At 70.5% G+C, this 23,579-nt stretch carries 22 protein-coding genes; 20 read left to right on the forward strand and 2 right to left on the reverse strand.

Going from position 1 to position 23,579, the window contains the following annotated elements; translation table 11 throughout:
* Positions 1 to 227: 227 nt before the first annotated feature.
* The 3 genes from rho (at position 228) to prfA (ending at position 4,030) form a co-directional block, all read left to right on the forward strand.
* On the forward strand, positions 228 to 2,294 hold the full coding sequence (rho, locus tag AB0J93_RS17450; protein ID WP_363922937.1) for a transcription termination factor Rho: 2,067 nt from the start codon (positions 228 to 230) through the stop codon (positions 2,292 to 2,294).
* 287 nt (positions 2,295 to 2,581) lie between these two features.
* Positions 2,582 to 2,806, forward strand: coding sequence for a 50S ribosomal protein L31 (gene rpmE / locus AB0J93_RS17455; RefSeq protein WP_093405395.1), 225 nt, complete (start codon positions 2,582 to 2,584; stop codon positions 2,804 to 2,806).
* Between the two features lie 135 nt (positions 2,807 to 2,941).
* Positions 2,942 to 4,030 carry a peptide chain release factor 1 gene (gene prfA, locus AB0J93_RS17460; protein ID WP_363922939.1) on the forward strand — a complete coding sequence of 363 codons (1,089 nt, stop codon included), beginning with the start codon at positions 2,942 to 2,944 and terminating at the stop codon, positions 4,028 to 4,030.
* Between the two features lie 15 nt (positions 4,031 to 4,045).
* Here the strand turns inward: prfA and AB0J93_RS17465 are convergent, their stop codons facing one another.
* Positions 4,046 to 5,596, reverse strand: coding sequence for a GGDEF domain-containing protein (locus AB0J93_RS17465; RefSeq protein WP_363923000.1), 1,551 nt, complete (start codon positions 5,594 to 5,596; stop codon positions 4,046 to 4,048).
* Between the two features lie 70 nt (positions 5,597 to 5,666).
* Between AB0J93_RS17465 and prmC the strand changes: the two genes are divergently transcribed.
* From prmC to AB0J93_RS17485, 4 genes are all read left to right on the forward strand, one after another.
* A complete protein-coding gene (gene prmC / locus AB0J93_RS17470; RefSeq protein WP_363922941.1) occupies positions 5,667 to 6,647 on the forward strand; it encodes a peptide chain release factor N(5)-glutamine methyltransferase in 981 nt (326 codons plus the stop codon).
* Positions 6,647 to 7,291, forward strand: a complete 645-nt coding sequence (locus tag AB0J93_RS17475) for an L-threonylcarbamoyladenylate synthase (RefSeq protein WP_363923002.1) — start codon at positions 6,647 to 6,649, stop codon at positions 7,289 to 7,291. The genes prmC and AB0J93_RS17475 overlap by 1 nt, the downstream gene beginning before the upstream one ends.
* A complete protein-coding gene (locus AB0J93_RS17480; protein ID WP_363922943.1) occupies positions 7,292 to 7,903 on the forward strand; it encodes a phosphotyrosine protein phosphatase in 612 nt (203 codons plus the stop codon).
* A 95-nt stretch (positions 7,904 to 7,998) separates the two neighbouring features.
* Complete coding sequence (locus AB0J93_RS17485; protein ID WP_363922945.1) at positions 7,999 to 10,113, forward strand: transglycosylase domain-containing protein; 2,115 nt, start codon at positions 7,999 to 8,001, stop codon at positions 10,111 to 10,113.
* Positions 10,114 to 10,134: 21 nt separating this feature from the next.
* On the opposite strand, the gene AB0J93_RS17490 is transcribed toward AB0J93_RS17485, so the two are convergent.
* Entirely contained in the window at positions 10,135 to 11,616 is a 1,482-nt protein-coding gene (locus AB0J93_RS17490) for an SDR family oxidoreductase (RefSeq protein ID WP_363922947.1), read from the reverse strand.
* Between the two features lie 34 nt (positions 11,617 to 11,650).
* On the opposite strand from AB0J93_RS17490, the gene glyA reads away from it, so the two are divergent.
* The 13 genes from glyA to AB0J93_RS17555 all read left to right on the forward strand — a co-directional run bounded on the left by glyA (position 11,651) and on the right by AB0J93_RS17555 (position 22,737).
* The gene (gene glyA, locus AB0J93_RS17495) at positions 11,651 to 12,937 is read left to right on the forward strand and encodes a serine hydroxymethyltransferase (RefSeq protein ID WP_363922949.1); all 1,287 of its coding nucleotides are present in this window, start codon (positions 11,651 to 11,653) and stop codon (positions 12,935 to 12,937) included.
* Positions 12,934 to 13,407 carry a hypothetical protein gene (locus AB0J93_RS17500; RefSeq protein ID WP_363922951.1) on the forward strand — a complete coding sequence of 158 codons (474 nt, stop codon included), beginning with the start codon at positions 12,934 to 12,936 and terminating at the stop codon, positions 13,405 to 13,407. Before glyA ends, AB0J93_RS17500 begins: the two co-directional genes overlap by 4 nt.
* Before the next feature lie 165 nt (positions 13,408 to 13,572).
* A complete protein-coding gene (locus AB0J93_RS17505) occupies positions 13,573 to 13,794 on the forward strand; it encodes a hypothetical protein (RefSeq protein ID WP_093405421.1) in 222 nt (73 codons plus the stop codon).
* Positions 13,795 to 14,616 (forward strand): F0F1 ATP synthase subunit A, encoded by an 822-nt coding sequence (atpB, locus tag AB0J93_RS17510; protein WP_363922953.1) that lies wholly within the window; start codon positions 13,795 to 13,797, stop codon positions 14,614 to 14,616.
* Between the two features lie 94 nt (positions 14,617 to 14,710).
* Positions 14,711 to 14,932 carry an ATP synthase F0 subunit C gene (atpE, locus tag AB0J93_RS17515; protein ID WP_092377903.1) on the forward strand — a complete coding sequence of 74 codons (222 nt, stop codon included), beginning with the start codon at positions 14,711 to 14,713 and terminating at the stop codon, positions 14,930 to 14,932.
* Between the two features lie 29 nt (positions 14,933 to 14,961).
* Positions 14,962 to 15,492 (forward strand): F0F1 ATP synthase subunit B, encoded by a 531-nt coding sequence (locus AB0J93_RS17520; RefSeq protein WP_099850104.1) that lies wholly within the window; start codon positions 14,962 to 14,964, stop codon positions 15,490 to 15,492.
* Entirely contained in the window at positions 15,492 to 16,313 is an 822-nt protein-coding gene (locus AB0J93_RS17525; RefSeq protein ID WP_363922955.1) for a F0F1 ATP synthase subunit delta, read from the forward strand. Before AB0J93_RS17520 ends, AB0J93_RS17525 begins: the two co-directional genes overlap by 1 nt.
* A gap of 92 nt (positions 16,314 to 16,405) precedes the next feature.
* Positions 16,406 to 18,052 carry a F0F1 ATP synthase subunit alpha gene (atpA, locus tag AB0J93_RS17530; RefSeq protein WP_363922957.1) on the forward strand — a complete coding sequence of 549 codons (1,647 nt, stop codon included), beginning with the start codon at positions 16,406 to 16,408 and terminating at the stop codon, positions 18,050 to 18,052.
* Positions 18,053 to 18,061: 9 nt separating this feature from the next.
* A complete protein-coding gene (locus AB0J93_RS17535) occupies positions 18,062 to 18,991 on the forward strand; it encodes a F0F1 ATP synthase subunit gamma (RefSeq protein ID WP_363922959.1) in 930 nt (309 codons plus the stop codon).
* Complete coding sequence (gene atpD / locus AB0J93_RS17540) at positions 18,991 to 20,445, forward strand: F0F1 ATP synthase subunit beta (RefSeq protein ID WP_363922961.1); 1,455 nt, start codon at positions 18,991 to 18,993, stop codon at positions 20,443 to 20,445. The genes AB0J93_RS17535 and atpD overlap by 1 nt, the downstream gene beginning before the upstream one ends.
* Positions 20,446 to 20,749: 304 nt before the next feature.
* Positions 20,750 to 21,895 (forward strand): LCP family protein, encoded by a 1,146-nt coding sequence (locus AB0J93_RS17545; protein WP_363922963.1) that lies wholly within the window; start codon positions 20,750 to 20,752, stop codon positions 21,893 to 21,895.
* Positions 21,896 to 21,984: 89 nt separating this feature from the next.
* Positions 21,985 to 22,269 (forward strand): F0F1 ATP synthase subunit epsilon, encoded by a 285-nt coding sequence (locus tag AB0J93_RS17550; RefSeq protein WP_363922965.1) that lies wholly within the window; start codon positions 21,985 to 21,987, stop codon positions 22,267 to 22,269.
* A gap of 12 nt (positions 22,270 to 22,281) precedes the next feature.
* Positions 22,282 to 22,737 carry a DUF2550 domain-containing protein gene (locus AB0J93_RS17555; protein ID WP_099850119.1) on the forward strand — a complete coding sequence of 152 codons (456 nt, stop codon included), beginning with the start codon at positions 22,282 to 22,284 and terminating at the stop codon, positions 22,735 to 22,737.
* The last annotated feature ends 842 nt before the right edge of the window (positions 22,738 to 23,579 follow it).

Below are 23,579 nucleotides of genomic sequence, written 5' to 3' on the forward strand. Positions count from 1 at the left end.
CGGCGGTAAGCCCGTCACCCCTGCCTAGGCCCACGCCGCACCGCAGTCTTCACTGGTCGCCGCAGACGGCGAAACCCCGCTCACCGCTCCATCTGGTGGGTCGGGAGACCGACCGGCTGCTGTGTTGCAGACTCCCGCAAAGCGTCATGCGAGGCGGGTGTACCGAGGCCGCCCGGCCACCTGTTGTCGATTCCGGGCAGTCCCGGCCTATCGAGGGAAGGAATCCATTGAGCGACACCACCGACGTGACGTCGGATGTTTCCAACGTCGCTGGCGATGCCACCACCGCTGCCCCCGCCCGCCGTCGGCGCAGCGGCACGGGCCTGTCGGCGATGCTGCTGCCGGAGCTGCAGAGCCTGGCCGCGTCGCTCGGCATCTCGGGGACGGCTCGCATGCGTAAGGGCGAGTTGATCAGCGCGATCACCGAGCGGCAGGGCGGCGCTGCCGGAGCCCCTCGACCACGGGCCGAGGTCGCGGCGGCCGCCGCACCGGTCCGCGAGGAGGTGCACGCGGAGGTACGAGAGACGGGCGAGCGGCCGGAGGCCGAGCGCCGTGGTGCCGAACAGCCGGCGGCGAGCGTCGAGAGCGAGGGCCGTGGCCGTACCCGACGTAGCCGGACGACCGTGGCGGAACCGCGTGCCGAGGAGGCCGTAACCGAGGGCGAGCGCTCCGAGGGCCGGTCCGGCCGCGACCGTGGCGCCGACCGTGCTGAGCGCGCCGACCGTGCTGAGCGCGCCGACCGTGCTGAGCGGGCTGAGCGTGGTGATCGCGCCGAGCGTGGCGACCGTGCTGCGGAGCGGACCGAGCGTGGTGACCGTGCCGACCGTGCTGAGCGGGCTGAGCGTGGTGATCGTGCCGAGCGTGGTGACCGTGCCGCGGAGCGGACCGAGCGCGGCGAGCGTGCCACCGAGCGCGGTGACCGTGCCGAGCGTGGCGACCGCAACGAGCGTGGCGACCGTGACCGTGACCGTGGTGACCGTGCCGAGCGCGGCGAGCGGGGCGACCGTGGACAGCGCGCCGAGCGGGACAACGACGGTGACGACGACGGCGAGAGCGGCGGTCGGCGCAGCCGGCGCAGCCGCTTCCGGGATCGTCGGCGGGGCCGCGGTGACCGCAACGAGTCCGGCGGCGACGGTGGCCGTGAGCCGCAGGTCGGCGAGGACGACGTGCTCGTGCCGGTGGCCGGCATCGTGGACGTGCTCGACAACTACGCCTTCGTCCGGACCACCGGCTACCTGGCCGGCCCGAACGACGTCTACGTGTCGATGTCCCAGATCAAGAAGTACGGCCTGCGGCGCGGCGACGCGATCACCGGCGCGGTCCGGGCGGCGCGCGACGGCGAGCAGCGGCGCGACAAGTACAACCCGCTGGTCCGGCTGGACACCATCAACGGGATGGAGCCGGACGAGGCCAAGCGCCGGCCGGAGTTCTACAAGCTCACCCCGCTGTACCCGCAGGAGCGGCTGCGGCTGGAGACCGAGCCGCACATCCTCACCACCCGGGTGATCGACCTGGTCATGCCGATCGGCAAGGGGCAGCGGGCGCTGATCGTCTCGCCGCCGAAGGCCGGTAAGACCATGGTGTTGCAGGCGATCGCCAACGCCATCACGCACAACAACCCGGAGTGCCACCTGATGGTGGTGCTGGTGGACGAGCGACCCGAAGAGGTCACCGACATGCAGCGGTCGGTCAAGGGCGAGGTCATCGCGGCCACGTTCGACCGCCCGCCGCAGGACCACACCACCGTCGCCGAGCTGGCGATCGAGCGGGCCAAGCGCCTGGTCGAGCTGGGCCACGACGTGGTCGTGCTGCTCGACTCGGTGACCCGGCTCGGTCGGTCGTACAACCTGGCGGCGCCGGCCAGCGGCCGGATCATGTCGGGTGGTATCGACTCCACCGCGTTGTACCCGCCGAAGCGGTTCCTCGGCGCGGCCCGCAACATCGAGAACGGCGGCTCGCTGACCATCCTCGCCACCGCGCTTGTGGAGACCGGTTCCATGGCGGACACGGTCATCTTCGAGGAGTTCAAGGGCACCGGTAACGCGGAGCTGAAGCTGGATCGGAAGATCGCTGACAAGCGGACCTTCCCGGCCATCGACATCCACCCGTCCGGTACCCGCAAGGAGGAGATCCTGCTCGCGCCGGAGGAACTGGCCATCGTGCACAAGCTCCGCAAGGTGCTGCACTCGCTGGACTCGCAGGCGGCGCTCGATCTCCTGCTGGACCGGCTGAAGCAGTCCCGTACCAACATCGAGTTCCTGATGCAGATCGCCAAGTCGACGCCGGGGGAGTGACCTCACCGGCAGTGGACGGCGAGGGGCGCGGCCGACACCGGCCGCGCCCCTCGCCGTATCCGCTCCGGGTGGTAGGAATGCTCCGCCGGTGCGGCGGGAATGCGGTCGGATGGCCCGGTGTTGACCTGCTCGACCGGTGCAGCCGCGTGACGCGGCCCGCCTCCAGGGGCGGTCGACGCCCATGGCACACTGGTCAATCGGCCACCGGTTCCGGTTCACGCCCCCAACGGCCGGCAACAGCAGGTCAGGGGCGACCCGGCGACCACAGACGAGAGGACCGAGGCGACATGAAGCCCAACATCCACCCGGAGTACGTGACCACCGAGGTCAGCTGCTCCTGCGGTAACACCTTCACCACCCGCAGCACCGCCAAGGGCGGCTCGATCCACGTCGAGACGTGCAGCGCCTGCCACCCGTTCTACACGGGCAAGCAGCGCGTGCTGGACACCGCTGGTCGGGTCGCGAAGTTCCAGCAGAAGTACGCCAAGGTTCAGGGCAAGAAGGCCAAGTAGCTCCTCGTCTGACGCCCGCGTCCGGTTTCCGCCGGGCGCGGGCGTCGGCCGTCTGTGTCCCGGTTTCCCGCCGTCGAAGCGAGCGGCGGGACACCGCGCGGGGTTTCCGACAGTCTGCAAGGAGCGATCCCCAGCATGAGCAGTGAACGCCTCACCGCCCTCCTCGACGAGTACGCCGAGTTGGAGAAGCGGCTGGCCGACCCCGCGATCCACGCTGACCAGGGCACCGCCCGTCGGGTCGGCCGTCGCTACGCCGAGCTGGTGCCGCTGCACAAGGCCGCCGCCGAGCTGGAGCAGGCCCGGGCGGATCTCGCCGCCGCGCGGGAACTGGCCGCCGAGGACGCCTCCTTCGCGGGCGAGGCCGAGACGATCGCGGCGACGCTGCCGGTGCTGGAGGATCGCCTTGCCGAACTGCTCATCCCACGTGACCCGCACGACGCCAAGGACGTCATCGTCGAGATCAAGGCGGGCGAGGGCGGAGAGGAGTCCGCGCTGTTCGCCGGTGACCTGCTGCGCATGTACACCCGGTACGCGGAGCGGCACGGCTGGGTCACCGAGGTGATCGACGCTCAGGACTCCGACCTCGGTGGGGTGAAGGACGTCTCGCTGGCGATCAAGACAAAGGGTGTGCCCGAGGGCGGCAACGGCGTCTGGTCCCGGTTGAAATGGGAGGGCGGCGTGCATCGGGTGCAGCGGGTGCCGGTCACCGAGTCGCAGGGGCGCATCCACACCAGTGCGGCCGGTGTACTGGTGCTGCCGGAGGCCGAGGAAGTCGACGTCACCATCGACCCGAACGAGTTGCGCATCGACGTGTTCCGCTCGTCCGGTCCCGGCGGTCAGTCGGTGAACACCACGGACTCGGCGGTGCGGATCACCCACCTGCCCACCGGGATCGTGGTCTCCTGCCAGAACGAGAAGTCCCAGTTGCAGAACCGGGAGCAGGCGATGCGGATCCTGCGCGCCCGGCTACTGGCCGCCGCCCAGGAGCAGGCCGACGCCGCCGCGTCGGACGCCCGCAAGGCCCAGGTGCGTACGGTGGACCGCTCGGAACGGATCCGCACGTACAACTTCCCGCAGAACCGGATCACCGATCACCGGATCGGCTTCACCGCGTACAACCTCGATCTGGTGCTCGCCGGGGAGTTGGACGGCGTGCTCGACGCGCTGACCGAGGCGGACCGGGCCGCGCGCCTGGCGGGTGACGCGGAGCTGACCCGCCGCTGAGCCTCGGCGGACGTCTCAGGCGGTACGCGGCCGGACCTTGGCCCGCAGCATCTCCCGGTCGGCGGCCTCGAAGGCGGCGCCGAGCGCGTCCCGCTGGCCGGGGCCGCCGGCTCCCACCTCGGCGAAGCCGATGCTGACGCCGACCGGGGTGCCGGGTACCAATGACTCCCAGTCCTCGGTGCGGACGGCGGCGTCGATCCGCCGAGCGACCTCGGCCGCCTCGGTCATTCCCGCTTCCGGCAGCACCACCACGAACTCGTCGCCGCCGTAGCGGGCGACGAAGTCGCCCCGACGCATCACCCGGTTGATGACTCCGGCGATGCGTTGCAGGACCAGGTCGCCCGAGTGGTGCCCGTGCCGCGTGTTGACCGCCTTGAACCCGTCCAGGTCGCAGACGCCGATCACCACCCGCTCGCCTCGGGCGACCACGGCCGCGATGTAGCGCTCCAGCCGGCGCCGGTTGGGCAGCCCGGTCAGCGGGTCGGTAAGCGCCTCCCCCTCGAATCGCGCCGCCTCCCGACGCATCTCCTCATGGTCGATCCGGGCGGCGATGCCGTCGATGTAGACGTCGCGGAGCCGGTCGTGGCGCTGCGCGGCGAGTCGGAAGGCCAACCGGTCGGCCCGGTGTGCGGCGGCGTGGTCGCCGGCCCGCCCCAGCGCCATGCTGCGCAGCCGGGCCGGCTCGGCCGCGCCGAGCGTCTCGGCGGACACCTGGACGGTGTCCAGCCGGGTGACCGCCTCGATCGGGCGCCCGCTGGCGATGGCGAGACACACCTGGCCGAGCTGACGCATGTCGCGGGCCCGGGCACTGTCCGCGCCGTAGCCGAGCAGCCGGGCCGGGTCCAGGTCCGGGGCAAGGTCGAGGTCGTCGCCGAGGGAACACCGGCGGGCGGCGGCGTAGCCGTAGGCGGCCAGGCTGCTGGGGCGCAGCCGGTCCGCCCGCCCGGCGGTCACGAACCGGTCCAGGTCGCCGCCGACATCCCGCAGTACGCGCAGACAGCCGTCGCTGTCGCCGGTGTGGTCCAGCGCGACCGCGTTACGCAGGCGGATGCCCGGTGCGGCGAACGTCTCCTCCGGGATGCCGGCGGCGGTGCCGAGTTGCCGGGCGCGTTCGATCGCGCCCAGGGCGTAGCCATGGAAGCTGAGGTACGAGTAGGCCATCGCCAGGTCGTGCCAGCCCCAGGCGGTGTCCCGGTCCGGGTCCTCCACCGCCCCGAGCGCCCGAGCGGCCTTGACCAGGTGCGTCACGCAGCGGTCCAGGGCGCCCTGATGGTGGGCGGCCAGCGCGGCCAGGGCGTTGAGGTGCCCGTGCAGATAGGGCTCGGCGAGGTCGCGTACCGCCGCGGACGCCTCCTCGATGGCACGGGTGTACTCGGCGGTGCGCCCGAGATTGATCAGGGCCGAGAGCCGCTGCACGAGCGCGTCCGCTCGGGCGTTCGGGTCGCGGGTGGCACGCAGCACCCCCTCCAGGAGCCCGTACGCCTCGGTGGAACGGCTCACCTCCTGCAACGCCCGCGCCTTCGTCAGGGCGTCAACCTGGTCTTCGACCCGGTCGAGCCAGCCCACCCGCGACCTCCTGTCGGTGTGCCGCTGCACCCGCTTATGCACGTGCACGGCGACGCTTCATGATTATTGCGTGACCACCGCACCGCAACACCCGTCCGAAGGGACGAGACGTCACCGTCCGGCTCCCGTGATCGCCGGTGCGGCTCGTACCCTCGCCGCCGCCGGCGTGACCTCGGCCCGCGCGGAGGCCGAGTTGCTGGCCGCGTACGTGCTTGAGGTCCCTCGCGGGCGGTTGGCCCTGGCGGACGGGTTCACCGACGAGCAACTTGACGGTTACCGCGCGCTGGTGGCCCGCCGGTCGCGACGGGAACCGTTGCAGTATCTCACCGGCACCGCCGGCTTCCGGCACTTGGAGCTGGCGGTCGGGCCGGGCGTCTTCGTGCCGCGCCCGGAGACCGAACTGCTCGCCGGCTGGGGCGTCGACCAGGCCCGGCAGGTCGCGCGGCCCGGCGGGGAGCGGACCGGCGGGCGGCCGGAGCCGCTGGTGGTGGACCTGTGCAGCGGGTCCGGGGCGATCGCCCTGTCGGTGGCGTCCGAGGTGCCGCAGGCCCGGGTGGTGGCGGTGGAACGCTCGCCGGAGGCGCTGTCGTGGTTGCGGCGCAACGCGGCGGGACGGGCCGCCGCCGGTGACCGGCCGATCGAGGTGGTGGCGGCGGACGCCACCCATCCGGCCCTGCTGGACGAGTTGACCGGCCGGGTGGACGTGCTGCTGTGCAACCCGCCGTACGTCCCGCTCGCGGTGGCCGTACCCCCGGAGGTGGCCGACCACGACCCGGCGGAGGCCGTGTTCGGTGGGGCGGACGGGCTGGACGTCATCCGTCGGGTGATCGACCGTGCGGGGTTCCTGTTGCGTCCCGGCGGGGTCCTCGGCATCGAGCACGACGACAGCCACGGCGTGGTGCTGCCTGGTCTGCTCACCGCCGACGGCCGGTACGTCGCGATCGTCGACCATCGCGACCTCGCCGACCGGCCGCGTTTCGTCACGGCGTCCCGCCTCGCGGACCGCCCGCCACCCGGTGCGGCCGCGACGTGGCAGACTGGCTCCTCGTGATGCTCTACGACTGCCGATCGCTCGCCGACCGGGACCGCGGCATCGCTGCGGCCATCGAGGCGGTCCGCAACGGCGAGCTGGTCGTCCTGCCGACCGACACGGTCTACGGAATCGGCGCCGACGCGTTCACCCCGTACGCGGTCAAGGCGTTGCTGGACGCCAAGGGTGTCCCGCACACCCCGCCGCCGGTGCTGATCGGTTCCCGGCACACCCTCGACGGCCTGGCGTACACGCTGCCGGCGGCGGCGCGGGACCTGGTCGAGGCGTTCTGGCCGGGGGCGCTGACCATCCTGGTGAAGCACTCGGCGAGCCTGCGGTGGGATCTCGGCGACGACAGCGGCACGGTGGCGGTGCGCATGCCGCTGCATCCGGTGGCGCTGGAGGTGCTGCGCGAAACCGGGCCGATGGCGGTCGCTTCGGCCAACAAGATCGGCCAGCCGGCCGCGCTCACCGCCGACCAGGCGCGCGACCAGCTCGCCTACTCCGTGCGGGCCTACCTGGAGGCGGGACCGGCGGTGGATCCGGTGCCCAGCACGATCGTGGATCTGACCGGCGACGAGCCGGTGCTCGTCCGGGAGGGCGCGATCGACCTGGCCCGGCTGCGTGAGGTGGTACCGGAACTGCGTGAGAGTCAGGTGGCGTAGGTGCCTCCCTTCACCGTCCTGCACGTCTGCATGGGCAACATCTGTCGCTCGCCGATGGCCGAGCGGCTGCTCACCCTCGCCGTGGCCGACCGGCTGACCCGACGCGAGGTCGACCCGGACCGGGTCGAGGAAGTGCTGCACAGCCACAGCGCGGGCACCGGTGGTTGGCACGCCGGTGAGGAGATGAACCCGCCGGCCGCCCGTCAGGTCACCAGCCGGGGCGGCGACGTCGCCGGTTTCGCCGCCCGCAAACTGCGCTCCGATCACATCGACGCCGCCGACCTGGTGCTGACCGCCACTGCGGACCAGCAGGAGTACGTGACCGCGTTGCGGCCCGACGCCACGGCCCGCACGTTCGTGCTCGGCGAGTTCGGTCGGCTGCTGGCCGCCCTCGATCCGGCCGCGTTGCCGGCGGCCGAGGCCACCGCCGACGCGGTCCACGCCCGGGGCGTGGCGCTGGTAGCGGCGGCACACGACGCCCGTCAGGGCGCCACCGCGTTGCCCACCGACGACCTGGACGACCCGTGGGGGCGCGGTGACCAGTGCTTCAGCCGGGTGGCCGACGAGATCGAGGAGACGGTGCAGCCGCTCGCCGCGCTGCTGCTCCCCTGATCGGCGAATTTCATCCGGGTTTGAGGAAAGGCGCGGCAGAAAGGGTGATTAGCGCCATCCTGAGGGAGTCCTGACGGCTCCTGCGGGGAGAGCTGATGACCCGGGCGTTCCTGCCGAAGATGTTCACCGTACTGCTGGCCGGTACGCTGGCCGGCCTGGCGCTGGCGGTGGCGGCGTTGCCGGCCGCGCTGGTGTTCGGCATCGGATTCTCGGCGCTCTCCGCGCCGTACGCGGAGCTGCCCAACACGCTGCGCACGCCGCCGACGGCCCAACGGTCCAACCTCTACGCCAACGACGGCACCACCCTGATCACCTCCTTCTATCAGGAGGATCGGGTCGATGTGCCGCTGGACGAGGTGGCTCCGGTGATGCGGCAGGCCATCATCGCCGCCGAGGACGCCCGCTTCCACGAGCACAGCGGCGTGGACCTGCGGGGCATCGTGCGGGCCTTCACCGCCAACCGGCGCGACGGCGCCACCCGGCAGGGCGCCTCGACGCTGACCATGCAGTACGTCCGCAACGTGCTGAGCACGGACCCCCGGCTCAGCGAGGCGCAACGGGCCGCGGCCACCGAGGTGAGCACCGCCCGCAAGATCCAGGAGATCCGGTACGCCCTGGCGCTGGAGCGGGAGCTGACCAAGGAGCAGATCCTGACCCGCTACCTCAACATCGCGTACTTCGGTGCCGGCGCGTACGGCATCGCCGCCGCCAGCAAACGGTACTTCTCCACCTCACCGGCAGAACTCACGCTGGCCCAGGCGGCGCTGCTGGCCGGGCTGGTCCGCTCCCCGCACAGCGACGACCCGATCAACGGGGACGCCGACAGCGCGACCGCCCGACGTGGTTACGTGCTGGACCGGATGGTCGAGTCGGGCGTGGCCGCGCCGGAGGAGGCGGCCCGGATCGCTGCCCAGCCGTTGAACCTGCGGCCCAGCGAGACTCCGAACGACTGCACCGCGGTGCCCGAGGGGCACAACGACTGGGGCTTCTTCTGCGACTGGTTCACCCGCTGGTGGAACAGTCAGAAGGCGTTCGGCGCCAGCGTCGACGAGCGGCAGCGCACCCTGCGCCGGGGCGGGTTCAGCATCGTCTCCTCACTCGACCCCGGCGTGCAGCGGGCCACCACCGAGCAGGTGTGGCGGATCTACCCGGCCGAGCACCCACACGCCATGCCGACCGCGGTGGTCCAGCCCGGCACCGGGCGGGTGCTCGCCATGTCGGTCAACCGGATCTACAGCGTGACCGCGAACCCGGGCGGACAGCAGAACCACCCCAACACCGTCAACCAACTCGTCGCCGGTGGCGGCACCATCGTCGGCTACCAGGCCGGTTCCACGTTCAAGCTCTTCACCATGCTGGCCGCCCTGGAGGCCGGACTGCCCCTGAACACGGTCTTCGACGCGCCCCGGCGGATCGTGACCGACTTCCGGGTCAGCGGCAGCGAGGCGAACTGCGGCGGGTACTGGTGCCCGGAGAACGCCAGCGCCTCGGTGAGCGGCCGGCACGACATGTGGACCGCCTTCGGCGACTCGGTAAACACGTACTTCGCCTGGCTGACCGAGCGGGTCGGTGCGGACCGGGTGGTGGAGATGGCCGAACGGCTCGGCATCGTGTTCCGGGCCGACGACGACGCCCAGCTGGCCCGGCACGGGGCACGGGAGTGGGGTCCGTTCACCCTGGGCGTGTCCGCCACCACCCCGCTCGACCTGGCCGGTGCGTACGCGACGCTGGGCGCGGAGGGCACCTGGTGCGCACCCACGCCGGTCACCTCGATCACCGACGCGGACGGTCGCCGGGTGGCCGCCGGGCAGCCGGACTGCCGGCAGGTGCTCGACGTCGACGTGGCCCGGGCGGCGGCGGACGCGGCCCGCTGCCCGGTCGGCGACCAGTCCATGTACCAGGGCTGTGCCGGTGGTACGGCGACCCGGCTGCGCGGTCAGCTCGGCCGGCCGGTGGTGGGTAAGACGGGCAGCTCCGAGCGGTACGCCACGGAGACGGTCGTGGCCCTCACTCCGCAGGTGGCGGTGGCGGCGGTGGCGGCCAACCCCGACGAGCCGCGCGACGCCGTCGGCCGTGCGGTGCAGAGCGCCATGGTGGAAGGGGTCGGCGAGATCCTCTCCTTCGCCCTGCGCGACGAGCCGGTCCGCGACTTCGTGCCGCCGAGCGAAACGACCGCCTGGCGGGTCACCGGGCAGCGCACCGGCAACTGACCGACGCCAACCGGCGTCCGGTCAGCGGGTCGGGGTGGCTGCCGCGAGCCGTTCGGCACCCTCGGCGATGTTGCGGGCCATCCCGCCGAAGACCAGGGCGTGGAACGGTGTCACCGCAGCCCAGTACGCGTGCCCGGTCAGCCCTCGGGGCATGAACACCGCGCGCTGCCGGTAGCTGACCTTTCCCGCGTCGTCGCGTTGCACCCGCATCTCCAGCCAGGCCCGGCCGGGCAGCCGCATCTCGGCGCGTAGCCGCAGCAGTTCGCCGGGGACGATTTCCTCGACCCGCCAGAAGTCCAGTGCCTCGCCGACCCGCAGCTGGTGTGGGTGACGCCGACCCCGCCGCAGCCCCACCCCGCCGACCAGCCGATCCAACCAGCCGCGCACGGACCAGGCGAGCGGGAACGAGTACCAGCCGTTCTCTCCGCCGACCCCCTCGATCACCTGCCACAACGCCTCCGGGGGTGCCGCCACCGTCTGCTCCCGGAGGTCGGTGTAGGCGGTGCCGCCGCTCCAGTGCGGATCGCTGGGCAACGGCTCGGCGGGTGCGTCCGCACCGGCCGCGTTCGACCAGCGGGTCTCCACCTGGGCGTCGCGTACCTTGGCCAGCGCCAGCTCGACGGCCCGGTCGAAACCGGTGAGCCCGCCCGGCGGGTCCGGCAGGTACGCCGCGATGTCGTGCTCGTGCGCGACCGCCTCGTGTACCAGGCTCTCCACCAGTGGCCGGGCGAGCGCGTTCGGCACCGGGGTGACCAGTCCCACCCAGTACGAAGACAGCGTCGGCGTCAGCGGCCGTACCGGTAGCAGGAGCCGGCGGGAGAGCCCGGCCACCCGGGCGTAGCGCTGCATCATGTCGCCGAAGGTGAGCACGTCCGGACCGGCGATGTCGAAGGCCCGGTTGACCTCCGGCGGCAGCCCCGCGCAGCCGACCAGGTAGCGCAGCACGTCGCGGACCGCGATCGGCTGGATCCGGTTGGCGACCCAGCGCGGGGTGACCATCACCGGCAGTCGCTCGGTCAGGTAGCGCAGCATCTCGAACGACGCCGAGCCGGAACCGATGATCACGGCTGCCCGCAGCACCACCGTTGGCACGCCGCTGTCCAGCAGGATCCGGCCCACCTCCGTGCGGGAGCGCAGGTGCGCCGATGAACGCTCGTCGCCGGCCGCCGGCTCCGGCCCGCCCAGGTAGACGATCCGGCGTACGCCGGCGGCACGGGCGGCCTCGGCGAAGCTTGTCGCGGCCTGCCGGTCGGCGGCCTCGAAGCCGGCCTGGCCGAGCGAGTGCACCAGGTAGTAGGCCACGTCGACGTCGTCGAAGACCCCGGTCAGGCTCTCCGGCCGGCTCAGGTCACCCTCGACCACCTCGACCTGCGAAGCCCACGGCACATCGCGCAACCGGCTGGCCCGCCGCGCCAGGCAGCGCACCGTGTGTCCCTCCGCCAGCAGGCGTGGCGCAAGCCGCCCACCGATGTATCCCGTCGCGCCGCTCACCAGGCATCTCACGCCTCCAGTCTGCGGTCTCATAGACTCTGGCGCTGTGGAGACCGCCGAGGGCACCTTCTGGGGGCCGGATTTCGAGCAGCTCAGCACGACCGACCCGGAGATCGCGGAGGTGGTGCTCGGCGAACTCGACCGGCTGCGCGGTGGCCTGCAACTGATCGCCAGCGAGAACCTCACCTCCCCGGCGGTGCTGGCGGCGCTGGGCTCCACGCTTACCAACAAGTACGCCGAGGGCTACCCGGGCCGGCGCTACTACGGCGGCTGCGCTCAGGTGGACCGGGCCGAGGAACTCGGCATCACCCGGGCGAAGGACCTCTTCGGCGCCGAGCACGCCAACCTCCAGCCGCACTCCGGCGCGAGCGCCAACCTGGCCGCGTACGCCGCCCTGGTGCAGCCGGGTGACACCGTGCTGGCGATGGAGTTGCCGCACGGCGGGCACCTGACCCACGGCAGCCGGGTGAACTTCTCCGGCCGGTGGTTCAAGCCCGTCGGCTACACCGTCCGGCAGGACACCGAGCTGATCGACTACGACGAGGTACGGGATCTCGCCCGTACCCACCAACCGAAGATGATCATATGTGGGGCGACCGCCTATCCACGGCTGATCGACTTCGCCCGGTTCCGGGAGATCGCCGACGAGGTCGGCGCGTACCTGATGGTGGACGCCGCGCACTTCATCGGGCTGGTCGCCGGGCAGGCGATCCCGTCGCCGGTGCCGTACGCCGACGTGATCTGCGCGACCACCCACAAGGTGCTGCGCGGCCCGCGTGGCGGCATGATCCTCTGCCGGGAGTCGCTGGCCGAGCGGATCGACAAGGCGGTCTTCCCGTTCACCCAGGGCGGCCCGCTGATGCACGCCGTGGCGGCCAAGGCGGTCGCGCTGCACGAGGCGGCGCAACCGGCGTACCGCAGTTACGCCGCGCAGGTGGTGGCCAACGCGCGGGCGCTCGCCGACGGGCTGGCCGCCGAGGGGATGCGCCCGATCTCCGGCGGCACCGACACCCACCTGGCCCTGATCGACCTGCGGGAGTCCGGGGTCACCGGCGCCGAGGCGGAGGCGCGGTGCGACGCGGCGACCATCACGTTGAACAAGAACGCGATCCCGTACGACCCGCAGAAGCCGATGGTCGCCTCGGGGATTCGGGTGGGCACGCCCAGCGTCACCACCCAGGGCATGGGGCAGGCGCAGATGCGGCAGGTCGCCGAGCTGATCGCCCGGGCGGTGCGGACCGACCCGTCCGCGCCGGGTGGCGTCGACGAGCTGGCCCGGATCGCCGCTGAGGTGGCCGAACTGGCCACCGAGTTTCCGGCGTACCCCCGATGAGCGCGCCCCGGGCCGGCGAGCCCGGCGTGCCGTCGACGAGCGTGCCCCGGGCGGGAGAACCCGGTGCCATCCGGGCCCGGCTGCCGTACCTGCGCCTGCCACTGCTCGCCTGTGCCGTGCTGGCCGTGGTCGCGGTGCCGGCGGCCGCCGTGCTGCGTGGCCCGACCGGTGCGGCAGGGGTCGCCGCCGGCATCGCCCTGGTGATCGTCAGCTACCTGATCTCGGGTCTCTCGGTGGCCTGGGCGGACGCGGTCCACCCGCGACTGATCATGTCCGTGGGGCTGGTCACCTACGCTACGAAGATCGTCATTCTGGGGGTGGCGATGGCGGCCGTGGCGGCCACCGGTTGGCCAGGTCTGCCCGACCTGGGCGTGGCCATCATCGCGGCCGTGGTGGTGTGGACCGGAGCCCACCTGACCTGGGCGTTGCGCTCGCCGCTGCCCAGCGTGGACCGTTCGTCGGATCACTGACCGTACGGCTGCCGTTTCCCGGGCGTTTCGTGGGCCTGTCCGGCTGGTCGGACAGGAGTAGGCTGACCCCGGCTTGATGCGCCGCACCCGCCGCCCGCACGCTGCTCGCAGTGTGGGGGGTGCCGCACACTCGCGAAACACCCGGCTGATAGTGTTCGCGACGTCATGGCCGACAACCCCCACCGCAGAAGCCCCGACGAACACTCGTCGGAAGGTGTCGCCGGAGCCGTCCTCGGCTACCTGCTCGCCGGCATCGTGGTGTGGGGATTCCTCGGCTGGTTGGCGGGGGAGTTCCTGGGCCTGCCCACCGGCGTCGGAATCGCCGTCGGCATGATGCTCGGCGCAGCCGGAGCGATCTACCTGATCATGAAGAGGCTCAGTGCCTGAGTGCCGGCACGCGCGGGTCTGTCGAGTGCGGAGGATGACACGGTGAGCGGACAGTTTATCGCCGCAGAGGGCCTGCCTTGGCCCCCCAAGGTCGATGACTTCTACCTGCCGGATCTCGCCGGCCCGTTTGTCACGAAGTTCACGCTGATGGTCTGGCTGGCCGTCGGGATTCTGATCATCTTCTTCATGGCCAGCTACCGGAACCCGAAGCTGGTGCCGAGCAAGAGCCAGTGGTACGCGGAGTCGATCTACGGCCTGGTCCGGGACAACATCGCCCGCGAGCAGATGGGCAAGGACGGCATCCGGTTCGCGCCCTACTTCACCGTGCTGTTCTGCTTCATCGCGGTGACGAACCTCTTCGGCGTCACCCCCGGGTTGCAGATCTCGCCGAACTCGCACATCGCCTTCCCGATCGTGCTCGCCGCGATCACCTACGTGATGTACCTCTACATCGGTGTCCGCAAGCAGGGCCTGGGTCGCTACCTCAAGCAGAGCCTGATCATCCCGGGTGTGCCGTGGCCGATGCACTTCCTGCTGATCCCGATCGAGTTCCTACAGAACTTCATCAACCGGCCGGTCACGCTGGCGGTGCGACTCTTCGCCAACATGTTCGCCGGGCACCTGATCCTGCTGGTCTTCACCGTCGGCGGCTTCGTGATGCTGGCCTCGGACAACATCTTCGTTCAGGTGACGTCGATCTTCTCGTTCCTGATGGCGATCCTGATGGCCTTCTTCGAGGTGCTCGTGGCGCTGTTGCAGGCCTACGTCTTCGTCACCCTGACCGCCAACTACATCGGCACGTCGCTCGCCGACGGGCACTGATCCACAGACCTCGGCGGGCCGCCCGGCCCGACCAAGCTCCGGTACGACCGCGTACGCGTGAGAACTCACGCCTCTACTAGGAGGAATACCCGCAATGGACGTTATTGCCGCCATCGAGGGCAACGTCAACACCATCGGCTACGGCCTCGCCGCCATCGGCCCCGGCATCGGTGTCGCCCTGGTCTTCGCGGCCTACATCCAGGCCAGCGCCCGCCAGCCGGAGTCCGCCGGCTACAACCGCACCTGGCTGGTCCTGGGCTTCGCGCTGGTCGAGGCGCTCGCCCTGTTCGGCCTGGTGCTCGCGTTCGCAGTCTGACGTAGCCCGACGCGACCCGGAGGTCTGACATGTATGTCGCCGCTGAAGGTGTAGAGCACCACCCGCTCGTGCCGATCTGGCAGGAGCTCGTCGTCGGGACGATCGCCTTCGCCCTGCTCTGCTTCGTGCTGCTGAAGTTCGTGATGCCGCGCATGGAGGCGATGTACCAGGCGCGGGTCGACGCGATCGAGGGCGGCCTCAAGCGTGCCGAGGCCGCACAGGCCGAGGCCAACCAGCTGCTGGAGCAGTACCGGGCCCAGCTCGCCGAGGTGCGTACCGAGGCGGCCCGGATCCGGGACGACGCCCGCGCCGACGCCGAGTCGATCCGGACGGAAATCCTGGCCAAGGCCCGGGAGGAGTCCGACCGGATCATCGCCGCCGGCCGGGAGTCGCTGGCCGTGGAACGCCAGACCATCGTGCGCGAGCTGCGCGCGGAGGTCGGCGGCCTCGCGGTCGACCTGGCCAGCCGGATCGTGGGCGAGTCGCTCGCCGACGAGGCCCGTCGCAAGGGCACCGTCGAGCGGTTCCTCACCGACCTCGAGAGCGCGGGGGCCCGCTGATGCAGGCCGCCAGCCGGGAGTCCTACGCCGCCGCGCTCGCGCGGCTGGAGGGGCACGTCGCCGGTACCGAGCCGTCGACCGTGGCCGGCACCGGTGCGGAGCTGCTCTCCGTTGCGGACCTGCTGCGGCGGGAGGTTCGGCTGCGCCGGGCGCTCTCCGACCCGGCCCGCGAGGGTGCGGACCGCACCGGCCTGCTGAACTCGGTGCTCTCCGGCAAGGTCGGTGCGGACACGCTCGACCTGCTCGGGACCCTGGTCGCCGGCCGCTGGTCCGCGCCGTCGGAGCTGCTCGACGGCGCGGAAGGTCTCGGCGTGCAGGCGCTGCTCGCCAGCGCGGACCGCGCCGATGAGCTGGGCGAGGTGGAGGACGAGCTGTTCCGCTTCGGCCAGGTGGTCGCCGCGGACCCGCAGCTGTCCAACGCCCTGTCCGACCCGATGGCGCCGGTGGCGCAGCGGGCCGAGCTGGTCGGGATGCTCCTGACGGGCAAGGCCCGGCCGGTGACGTTGCGGCTGGCGGAGGCGGCGCTGGCCGGCTTCGGTGGCCGGTCGTTCACCGCCGCGCTGTCCCGGCTGGTGGAGTTGGCGGCGGAGCGGCGGGACCGGCAGGTCGCGTACGTGACGGTCGCTGCACTGCTCACCGAGGAGGAGGAGCGGCGGCTGGGCGATCGGCTATCCGCCATATACGATCGACAGGTTGCTGTCAAGCTTACGGTTGACCCGACGATCCTCGGTGGAGTGAGCGTACGGGTGGGTTCGGACCTCTACGACGGGACGATCCTGCGCCGCCTCAACGAGACCCGCAACGCGCTCGCGAAGCGCTGACCAGCACCCCGCGAAGCGCCCGGAAAGACAGTCGACCCGAGGACCGGTCGGTACTAGGTATCCCGGGCCCCTGATACTTAAGGAAGCAGAGGATGGCCGAGCTGACCATCTCGACGGAGGAGATCCGCGGCGCCCTGGAGCGCTACGTCTCCTCCTACTCGCCCGACGTCTCCCGTGAGGAGGTCGGCACCGTCGCCGACACCGGCGACGGCATCGCCCACGTCGAGGGCCTGCCCTCGACCATGACCAACGAGCTGCTGGAGTTCGAGGACGGCACGCTCGGCGTGGCGCTGAACCTCGACGTCCGGGAGATCGGTGTCGTCGTCCTCGGCGACTACTCCGGGCTTGAGGAGGGGCAGCGCGTCAAGCGCACCAACCGGGTGCTCTCGGTGCCGGTGGGCGACGCCTTCCTGGGCCGCGTGGTAAACGCGCTCGGCCAGCCGATTGACGGCCTCGGTGAGATCGTTGACGAGGGCTACCGCGAGCTGGAGCTGCAGGCTCCGAACGTGATGGCCCGGCAGTCGGTCTTCGAGCCGCTCCAGACCGGCATCAAGGCCATCGACGCGATGACCCCGATCGGCCGGGGCCAGCGACAGCTGATCATCGGTGACCGGAAGACCGGCAAGACCACGGTCGCCCTGGACGCCATCCTCAACCAGCGGGAGAACTGGGCCTCCGGCGACCCGAAGAAGCAGGTCCGCTGCATCTACGTCGCCATCGGCCAGAAGGCCTCCACCATCGCCTCAATCAAGGGGCAGCTGGAGGAGGCGGGCGCGATGGAGTACACCACCATCGTCGCCTCCCCGGCGTCGGACCCGGCCGGCTTCAAGTACCTCGCCCCGTACACCGGCTCGTCCATCGGCCAGCACTGGATGTACGGCGGCAAGCACGTCCTGATCGTCTTCGACGACCTGAGCAAGCAGGCCGAGGCGTACCGGGCCGTGTCGCTGCTGCTGCGCCGTCCGCCGGGCCGCGAGGCGTACCCGGGCGACGTCTTCTACCTGCACTCCCGGTTGCTGGAGCGCTGCGCGAAGCTCTCCGACGAGATGGGTGGCGGCTCGATGACCGGCCTGCCGATCATCGAGACGAAGGCCAACGACATCTCGGCCTTCATCCCGACCAACGTCATCTCGATCACCGACGGTCAGATCTTCCTGGAGACCGACCTGTTCAACCAGGGCGTCCGGCCGGCGATCAACGTCGGTACCTCGGTCTCCCGGGTCGGCGGTGCCGCCCAGGTGAAGCCGATGCGCAAGGTCGCCGGTTCGCTGCGACTGAACCTGGCCCAGTTCCGTGAGCTGGAGGCGTTCGCCGCCTTCGCCTCCGACCTGGACAAGGCCTCCCGCGCCCAGCTCGACCGCGGTGCCCGCCTGGTGGAGCTGCTCAAGCAGCCGAACTACTCGCCGTACCCGGTGCAGGAGGAGGTGGTGGCCGTCTGGGCCGGCACCGAGGGCAAGCTGGACGACGTCCCGGTCGGCGACGTGCGGCGCTTCGAGACCCAGTTCCTGGAGCACCTGCGGCGCAAGCACAACGCCACGCTCCAGGCGATCGCCGACAACAAGTGGGACGACGAGATCATCGCCACCCTCGATTCGGCCGTCGCGGAGTTCAAGCAGGGCTTCCTCGGCCGTGAGGACGAGCGCACGATCAACGAGGCGCCGGCGGCGCCGCTGGAGGGCGAGGCCGAGCACGAGACGGTCACCCGCTACAGCGGCGAGGCTGCGGCCGAGAAGCAGTAGGGCCGGGCCATGGCGGCGCAGGTACGTGTTCTTCGTCAACGGATCCGCTCGGCGAAGGGGATGAAGAAGATCACCAAGGCGATGGAGCTCGTTGCGACGAGCCGGATCGCCAAGGCCCAGGCACGGGTGGAGGCGTCCCTGCCGTACGCCCAGGCCGTCACCGGCGTGCTCACCGCGCTGGCGTCGAACGCCTCGGTCGACCACCCGCTGCTCACCCCGCGCGAGCGGGTGCGGCGGGCGGGCGTACTGCTGGTGACCGCCGACCGAGGACTGGCCGGCGGCTACAGCTCCAACGCCATCCGGACGGCGGAGTCGTTGATCGCCCGGCTGCGCGCCGACGGCAAGGAGCCGGTGCTCTACGTCATCGGACGCAAGGGCGTGTCGTTCTACCGGTTCCGTAACCGGCCGATCGAGGCCAGTTGGACGGGCTTCTCGGAGCAGCCGTCCTTCGCCGACGCCCGCGAGGTCGGTGACACCCTGATCAAGGCGTTCACCGCCGGTGCGGACGACAGCGACGGCGATCCGGGCCCGGACGGGGTACGCGGGGTGGACGAGTTGCACATCGTCTACACCGAGTTCAAGTCCCTGATGACCCAGAACCCGATCACCCGGATCATCGGCCCGTTGCAGATCGAGGAGCGGCCCCGGTCGGAGGGCGTCCTACCGGCGTACGAGTTCGAGCCGGACGCGGAGGCGCTGCTCGACGCGCTGCTGCCGAAGTACATCAACACGCGGATCTACGCGGCGTTGCTGGAGTCGGCGGCCAGCGAGTCGGCAGCCCGGCGGCGGGCGATGAAGAGCGCCACCGACAACGCCGAAGAGATGATCGACAAGTACACGCGTGAGATGAACTCGGCCCGCCAGGCCGGGATCACCCAGGAGATCAGCGAGATCGTCGGCGGCGCGAACGCGCTGGCCGCGTCGGGAAGTGAAGTGTGATGACTGTTTCCACCGCTGCTGGAGGACCAGCCGAGACCAAGACGGCCACCGGTCGCGTGGTCCGGGTCATCGGCCCGGTCGTCGACGCCGAGTTCCCGCGCGACGCCATGCCGGCCCTGTTCAACGCGCTGCACGTGGACGTGACCCTGTCCGGCGGCGAGAAGACGCTGACCCTGGAGGTCGCCCAGCACCTGGGTGACAACCTGATCCGCGCCATCTCGATGCAGCCGACCGACGGCCTGGTGCGCGGTGCCGACGTGCGGGACACCGGCTTCCCGATCCGGGTGCCGGTCGGCGACGCGGTCAAGGGCCACGTCTTCAACGCCATCGGCGAGTGCCTCAACCTCACCGAGGGCGAGACCATCCAGGCCGACGACCACTGGGGCATCCACCGCAAGGCCCCGGCCTTCGCGGACCTGGAGCCGAAGACCGAGATGCTGGAGACCGGCATCAAGGTCATCGACCTGCTCGCCCCGTACGTGAAGGGCGGCAAGATCGGCCTGTTCGGCGGTGCCGGTGTGGGCAAGACCGTGCTCATCCAGGAGATGATCACCCGGGTTGCCCGCAACTTCGGTGGTACCTCGGTCTTCGCCGGCGTGGGTGAGCGCACCCGTGAGGGCAACGACCTCATCCACGAGATGACCGACTCCGGCGTCATCGACAAGACCGCCCTGGTCTACGGCCAGATGGACGAGCCGCCGGGCACCCGGCTGCGGGTCGCACTCTCCGCGCTGACCATGGCGGAGTACTTCCGTGACGTGAAGAAGCAGGAGGTGCTGCTCTTCATCGACAACATCTTCCGCTTCACCCAGGCCGGTTCCGAGGTCTCCACCCTGCTGGGCCGGATGCCCAGCGCGGTGGGTTACCAGCCGACCCTGGCCGACGAGATGGGTGAGCTCCAGGAGCGGATCACCTCCGTCCGGGGCCAGGCCATCACCTCGATGCAGGCGATCTACGTGCCGGCGGACGACTACACCGACCCGGCTCCGGCCACCACGTTCGCCCACCTGGACGCGACCACCAACCTGGAGCGGTCGATCTCCGACAAGGGCATCTACCCGGCGGTGGACCCGCTGGCCTCCTCGTCGCGGATTCTGGCCCCCGAGTTCGTCGGCCAGGAGCACTTCCAGGTGGCCAGCGAGGTGAAGCGGATCCTCCAGCGCTACAAGGACCTGCAGGACATCATCGCCATCCTCGGTATCGAGGAACTCTCCGAGGAAGACAAGATCACGGTCCAGCGGGCCCGGCGGATCGAGCGCTTCCTGTCGCAGAACACCTACGCGGCGGAGCAGTTCACCGGCGTGCCGGGCTCGACGGTTCCGATCAAGGAGACCATCGAGGCCTTCCGCAAGATCAGCGAGGGCGAGTACGACCACTTCCCCGAGCAGGCGTTCTTCATGTGCGGTGGGCTCGACGACCTGGAGAAGAAGGCCGCCGAGCTGATGAAGGGCTGACCCTTCGCACCTCGCACCAAGAGAGCTGAAAAAAGAAGGCCGCCCCGGTAACCCCGGGGCGGCCTTCTGTTCATCTTCGCGACGTACCATCGCCGCTGCCCGGTTTCCCGCGCTCGGCGATCACGCCGACTGCGAGATACCGTCAGTGCGATGCCCAGGAAGGCAACCCGCGCCGTGTCGAGGCACGGTCCGGTGCATGTCGTCGGGCATCGCACAGCCACGCTCATGCGCCGATGAGCGTTGATTGGTTAAACCATTCGGCCCCGCGCGCCCGTACTTCCCCCGGGGGGCGCGACGAACGGAGATGCTTGTGGGTAAGGCCGGCAGACGCGGCAAGCGTGGTGGGCGCTCGTCGGTGTGGCGGGGCGTGCCCCGCTGGGCGCAGCTCTGCACCATCTTCGGTGTTGTCCTGATGGTGCTCAGCGGGACGAGCCTGGTGGGCGCCGAGGCGCTGATGGCCCGCTACGAGGGCGCGATCGGCAAGGCTGACCTCTTCGGTGACCAGGCGGCCGGAGGCACTCCCAAGAGCGACATCAAGGGCCCGCTCAACATCCTGCTGGTCGGCATCGACCCCCGCGACAAGGACACCCCGCCGCTGTCCGACGCGATCATGGTCCTGCACGTGCCGAAGGAGATGGACCGCGCGTACCTCTTCTCCCTGCCGCGCGACCTCTACGTGGAGATCCCGCCGTTCGAGAAGGCCGACTTCCCCGGTGACACCACCAAGCTGAACGCCGCGATGTCGTACGGCAGCCGGGTGCCCGGTGGGAAGCCCGACGCGGCGAAGGGCTTCGAGCTGCTCGCCATCACCGTGCAGCGGGTCACCGGCATCAAGCGGTTCGACGCGGGCGCGATCATCAACTTCTCCGGCTTCCAGAAGATCGTCGACGCCATGGGCGGCGTCACGATGAACATCGAGCGGGAGGTCCGCTCGGAGCACCGGGAGCCGAACGGCAAGCACCGCCAGGGCAACCCCAACGGCGAGGGCTACGTCGGGCCGCAGGCGGTCTACCCGAAGGGCAAGCAGCACCTGAGCGGTTGGCAGGCGCTGGACTACGTCCGCCAGCGGTACCCGGAGAACGGCGTCCCCGACGGCGACTACGGCCGGCAGCGGCACCAGCAGCAGTTCGTCAAGGCGATGGCCGGCCAGGCCCTCAGCGCCGACGTGGTGACCAACCCGGTCAAGCTGGACAAGGTTCTCCGCGCGGCCGGCGAGTCGCTGATCTTCAGCGGCCGGGGGCACAGCGTGGTCGACTTCGCCCTCGCCCTTAAGGACATCCGTCCCGGCAACATCCAGATGATCAAGCTGCCGGGCGGCGGCATCAAGGAGAACGGCAAGTACCTCGGTGAGCGATTCACCCCCGAGGTGGACGACTTCTTCGTAGCGCTGGAGCGGGAACTGCTGGACCCGTTCCTCCTCGAACATCCGAAGCTGGTGAGCAGGAGCTGATCGTGGCGCAGGTCTTGGCACCCGCCTGAAGAACAGGTCCCGGGCGCGACTAGAATTTCCCCAATCCGCCGCCTCAGCAAGGAGACAGCGTGGCAGAGCAGCTTAACGTCCAGCTCGTGGCCGTCGAGGAAAAGGTTTGGTCGGGCAAGGCCGAGATGGTCATGGCCCGGACGACCGAGGGTGAGCTGGGTGTGCTGCCGGGGCACGCGCCCCTGCTCGGCCAGCTCGCCGAGCCCGGCCAGGTACGCATCAAGCTCCCCGGGGGTGAGCAGCTCAGCTACGACGTGGCGGGCGGCTTCCTCTCGGTCAGCGAGCAGGGCGTGACTGTACTGGCCGAGACCGCCACTCCGGCCGCCGCCGCTTCGGGCAACTGAGCCGACCCGCCGATGGAGATCGTCGAAGGGGTCGGAATCGGCGTCGCCGTGATCCTCGGCGCGATCCTTTTCCTCTTCATCCGGCGGGCTCTGGTCACGCGTAGCGGAGGCATCATCCGGCTCAGCGTCCGGACCTCCACCATGCTCGACGGCCGCGGCTGGTCGCCCGGTTTCGGCCGCTTCGTCGGCGACGAACTCCGCTGGTACCGGATGTTCAGTTTCGCCGTACGCCCCAAGCGGGTGCTCTCCCGCGAAGGGTTGACGGTCGAACGACGGCGGCTGCCCGAGGGGCAGGAACGAATGTCCATGCCTGCCGACTGGATCATTCTCCGCTGTACCAGTCGACATGCCCCGGTCGAGATCGCCATGGCACGATCCACCGTCACCGGGTTTCTCTCCTGGCTCGAGGCCGCCCCTCCGGGGGCGGTCTCGCCACGTATGGCCTCCCAAGACTGGCCAGCCGCCTAACCCACCCCCGCCCCCCCCGCGCCCCCGCGCCCCCCGCGCCCCGCCGCTTCCGGTTGATCATGAGGTTAGCGGCAATATTGGAGATCAAATACACCGCTAACCTCATGATCAAGTATGTGGGTTGTGGGGTAGGTGGGGTTCTGTGCAGTTTCGGGTGTTTGGGTGGGTTTGGTCGCTGAGTTCGGGGTTGGGTATCGGGCTTGATCCCTGGGCCGGGTCGGCGGGCCGCACTCATGGGCGGAACACCGCCCGGGTGTGCCGGGTGTCGGTTTCCGCCGCTGGTGCAGGGGGTGTTGGCCGGGGATCTTGGTGCGATTGCGCCGCTGGGTGGGCGGTTTCGGACCAAGATTGCGGGGCGGTCGGGGGCTCGGGGTGGAATGAGTGGCGGGTCGGGGGCGTTGTGGACGGGTGAACGACCGAGGAAGATGGCCTGCCGCACCGGTGGGGCCGGGTGGCCCGGAATGGTGGCGGGCCGGTGGTCGTTGGACCTCCCTGGACGACCGAGGTAGACCGCCCGCTCTGGTGGGTGTGCGGGGCGCGGAATGATCCGCCCCGTTCGGTCGTTGGACATGCCTGAGCGACCGAGGAAGACCACCGCCGCAGGTGGTGGGTGTGGCCCGGGAATGATGGTGGGCCGGTGGTCGTTACACATGGTCCCGGCGATGCGAAGCGGCCCCCTAGGGCCCCGCGTCCTGGAAATCTTTCCCCCTTGTTTTTGAGCGCCTGTCGGTGCTTGCGTGCGCCTGGCCGATCCCCCTTCGGTGTGGGTGTGCGTCGACCCCCGAATTGGAGCTTTGTCATGAACTCGATGCTGCGTAAGAGCGTGCTGGGTGTTGCGGGTC

The organism is Micromonospora sp. NPDC049374, from assembly GCF_040677165.1.
In the GTDB taxonomy this organism is placed as follows: domain Bacteria; phylum Actinomycetota; class Actinomycetes; order Mycobacteriales; family Micromonosporaceae; genus Micromonospora.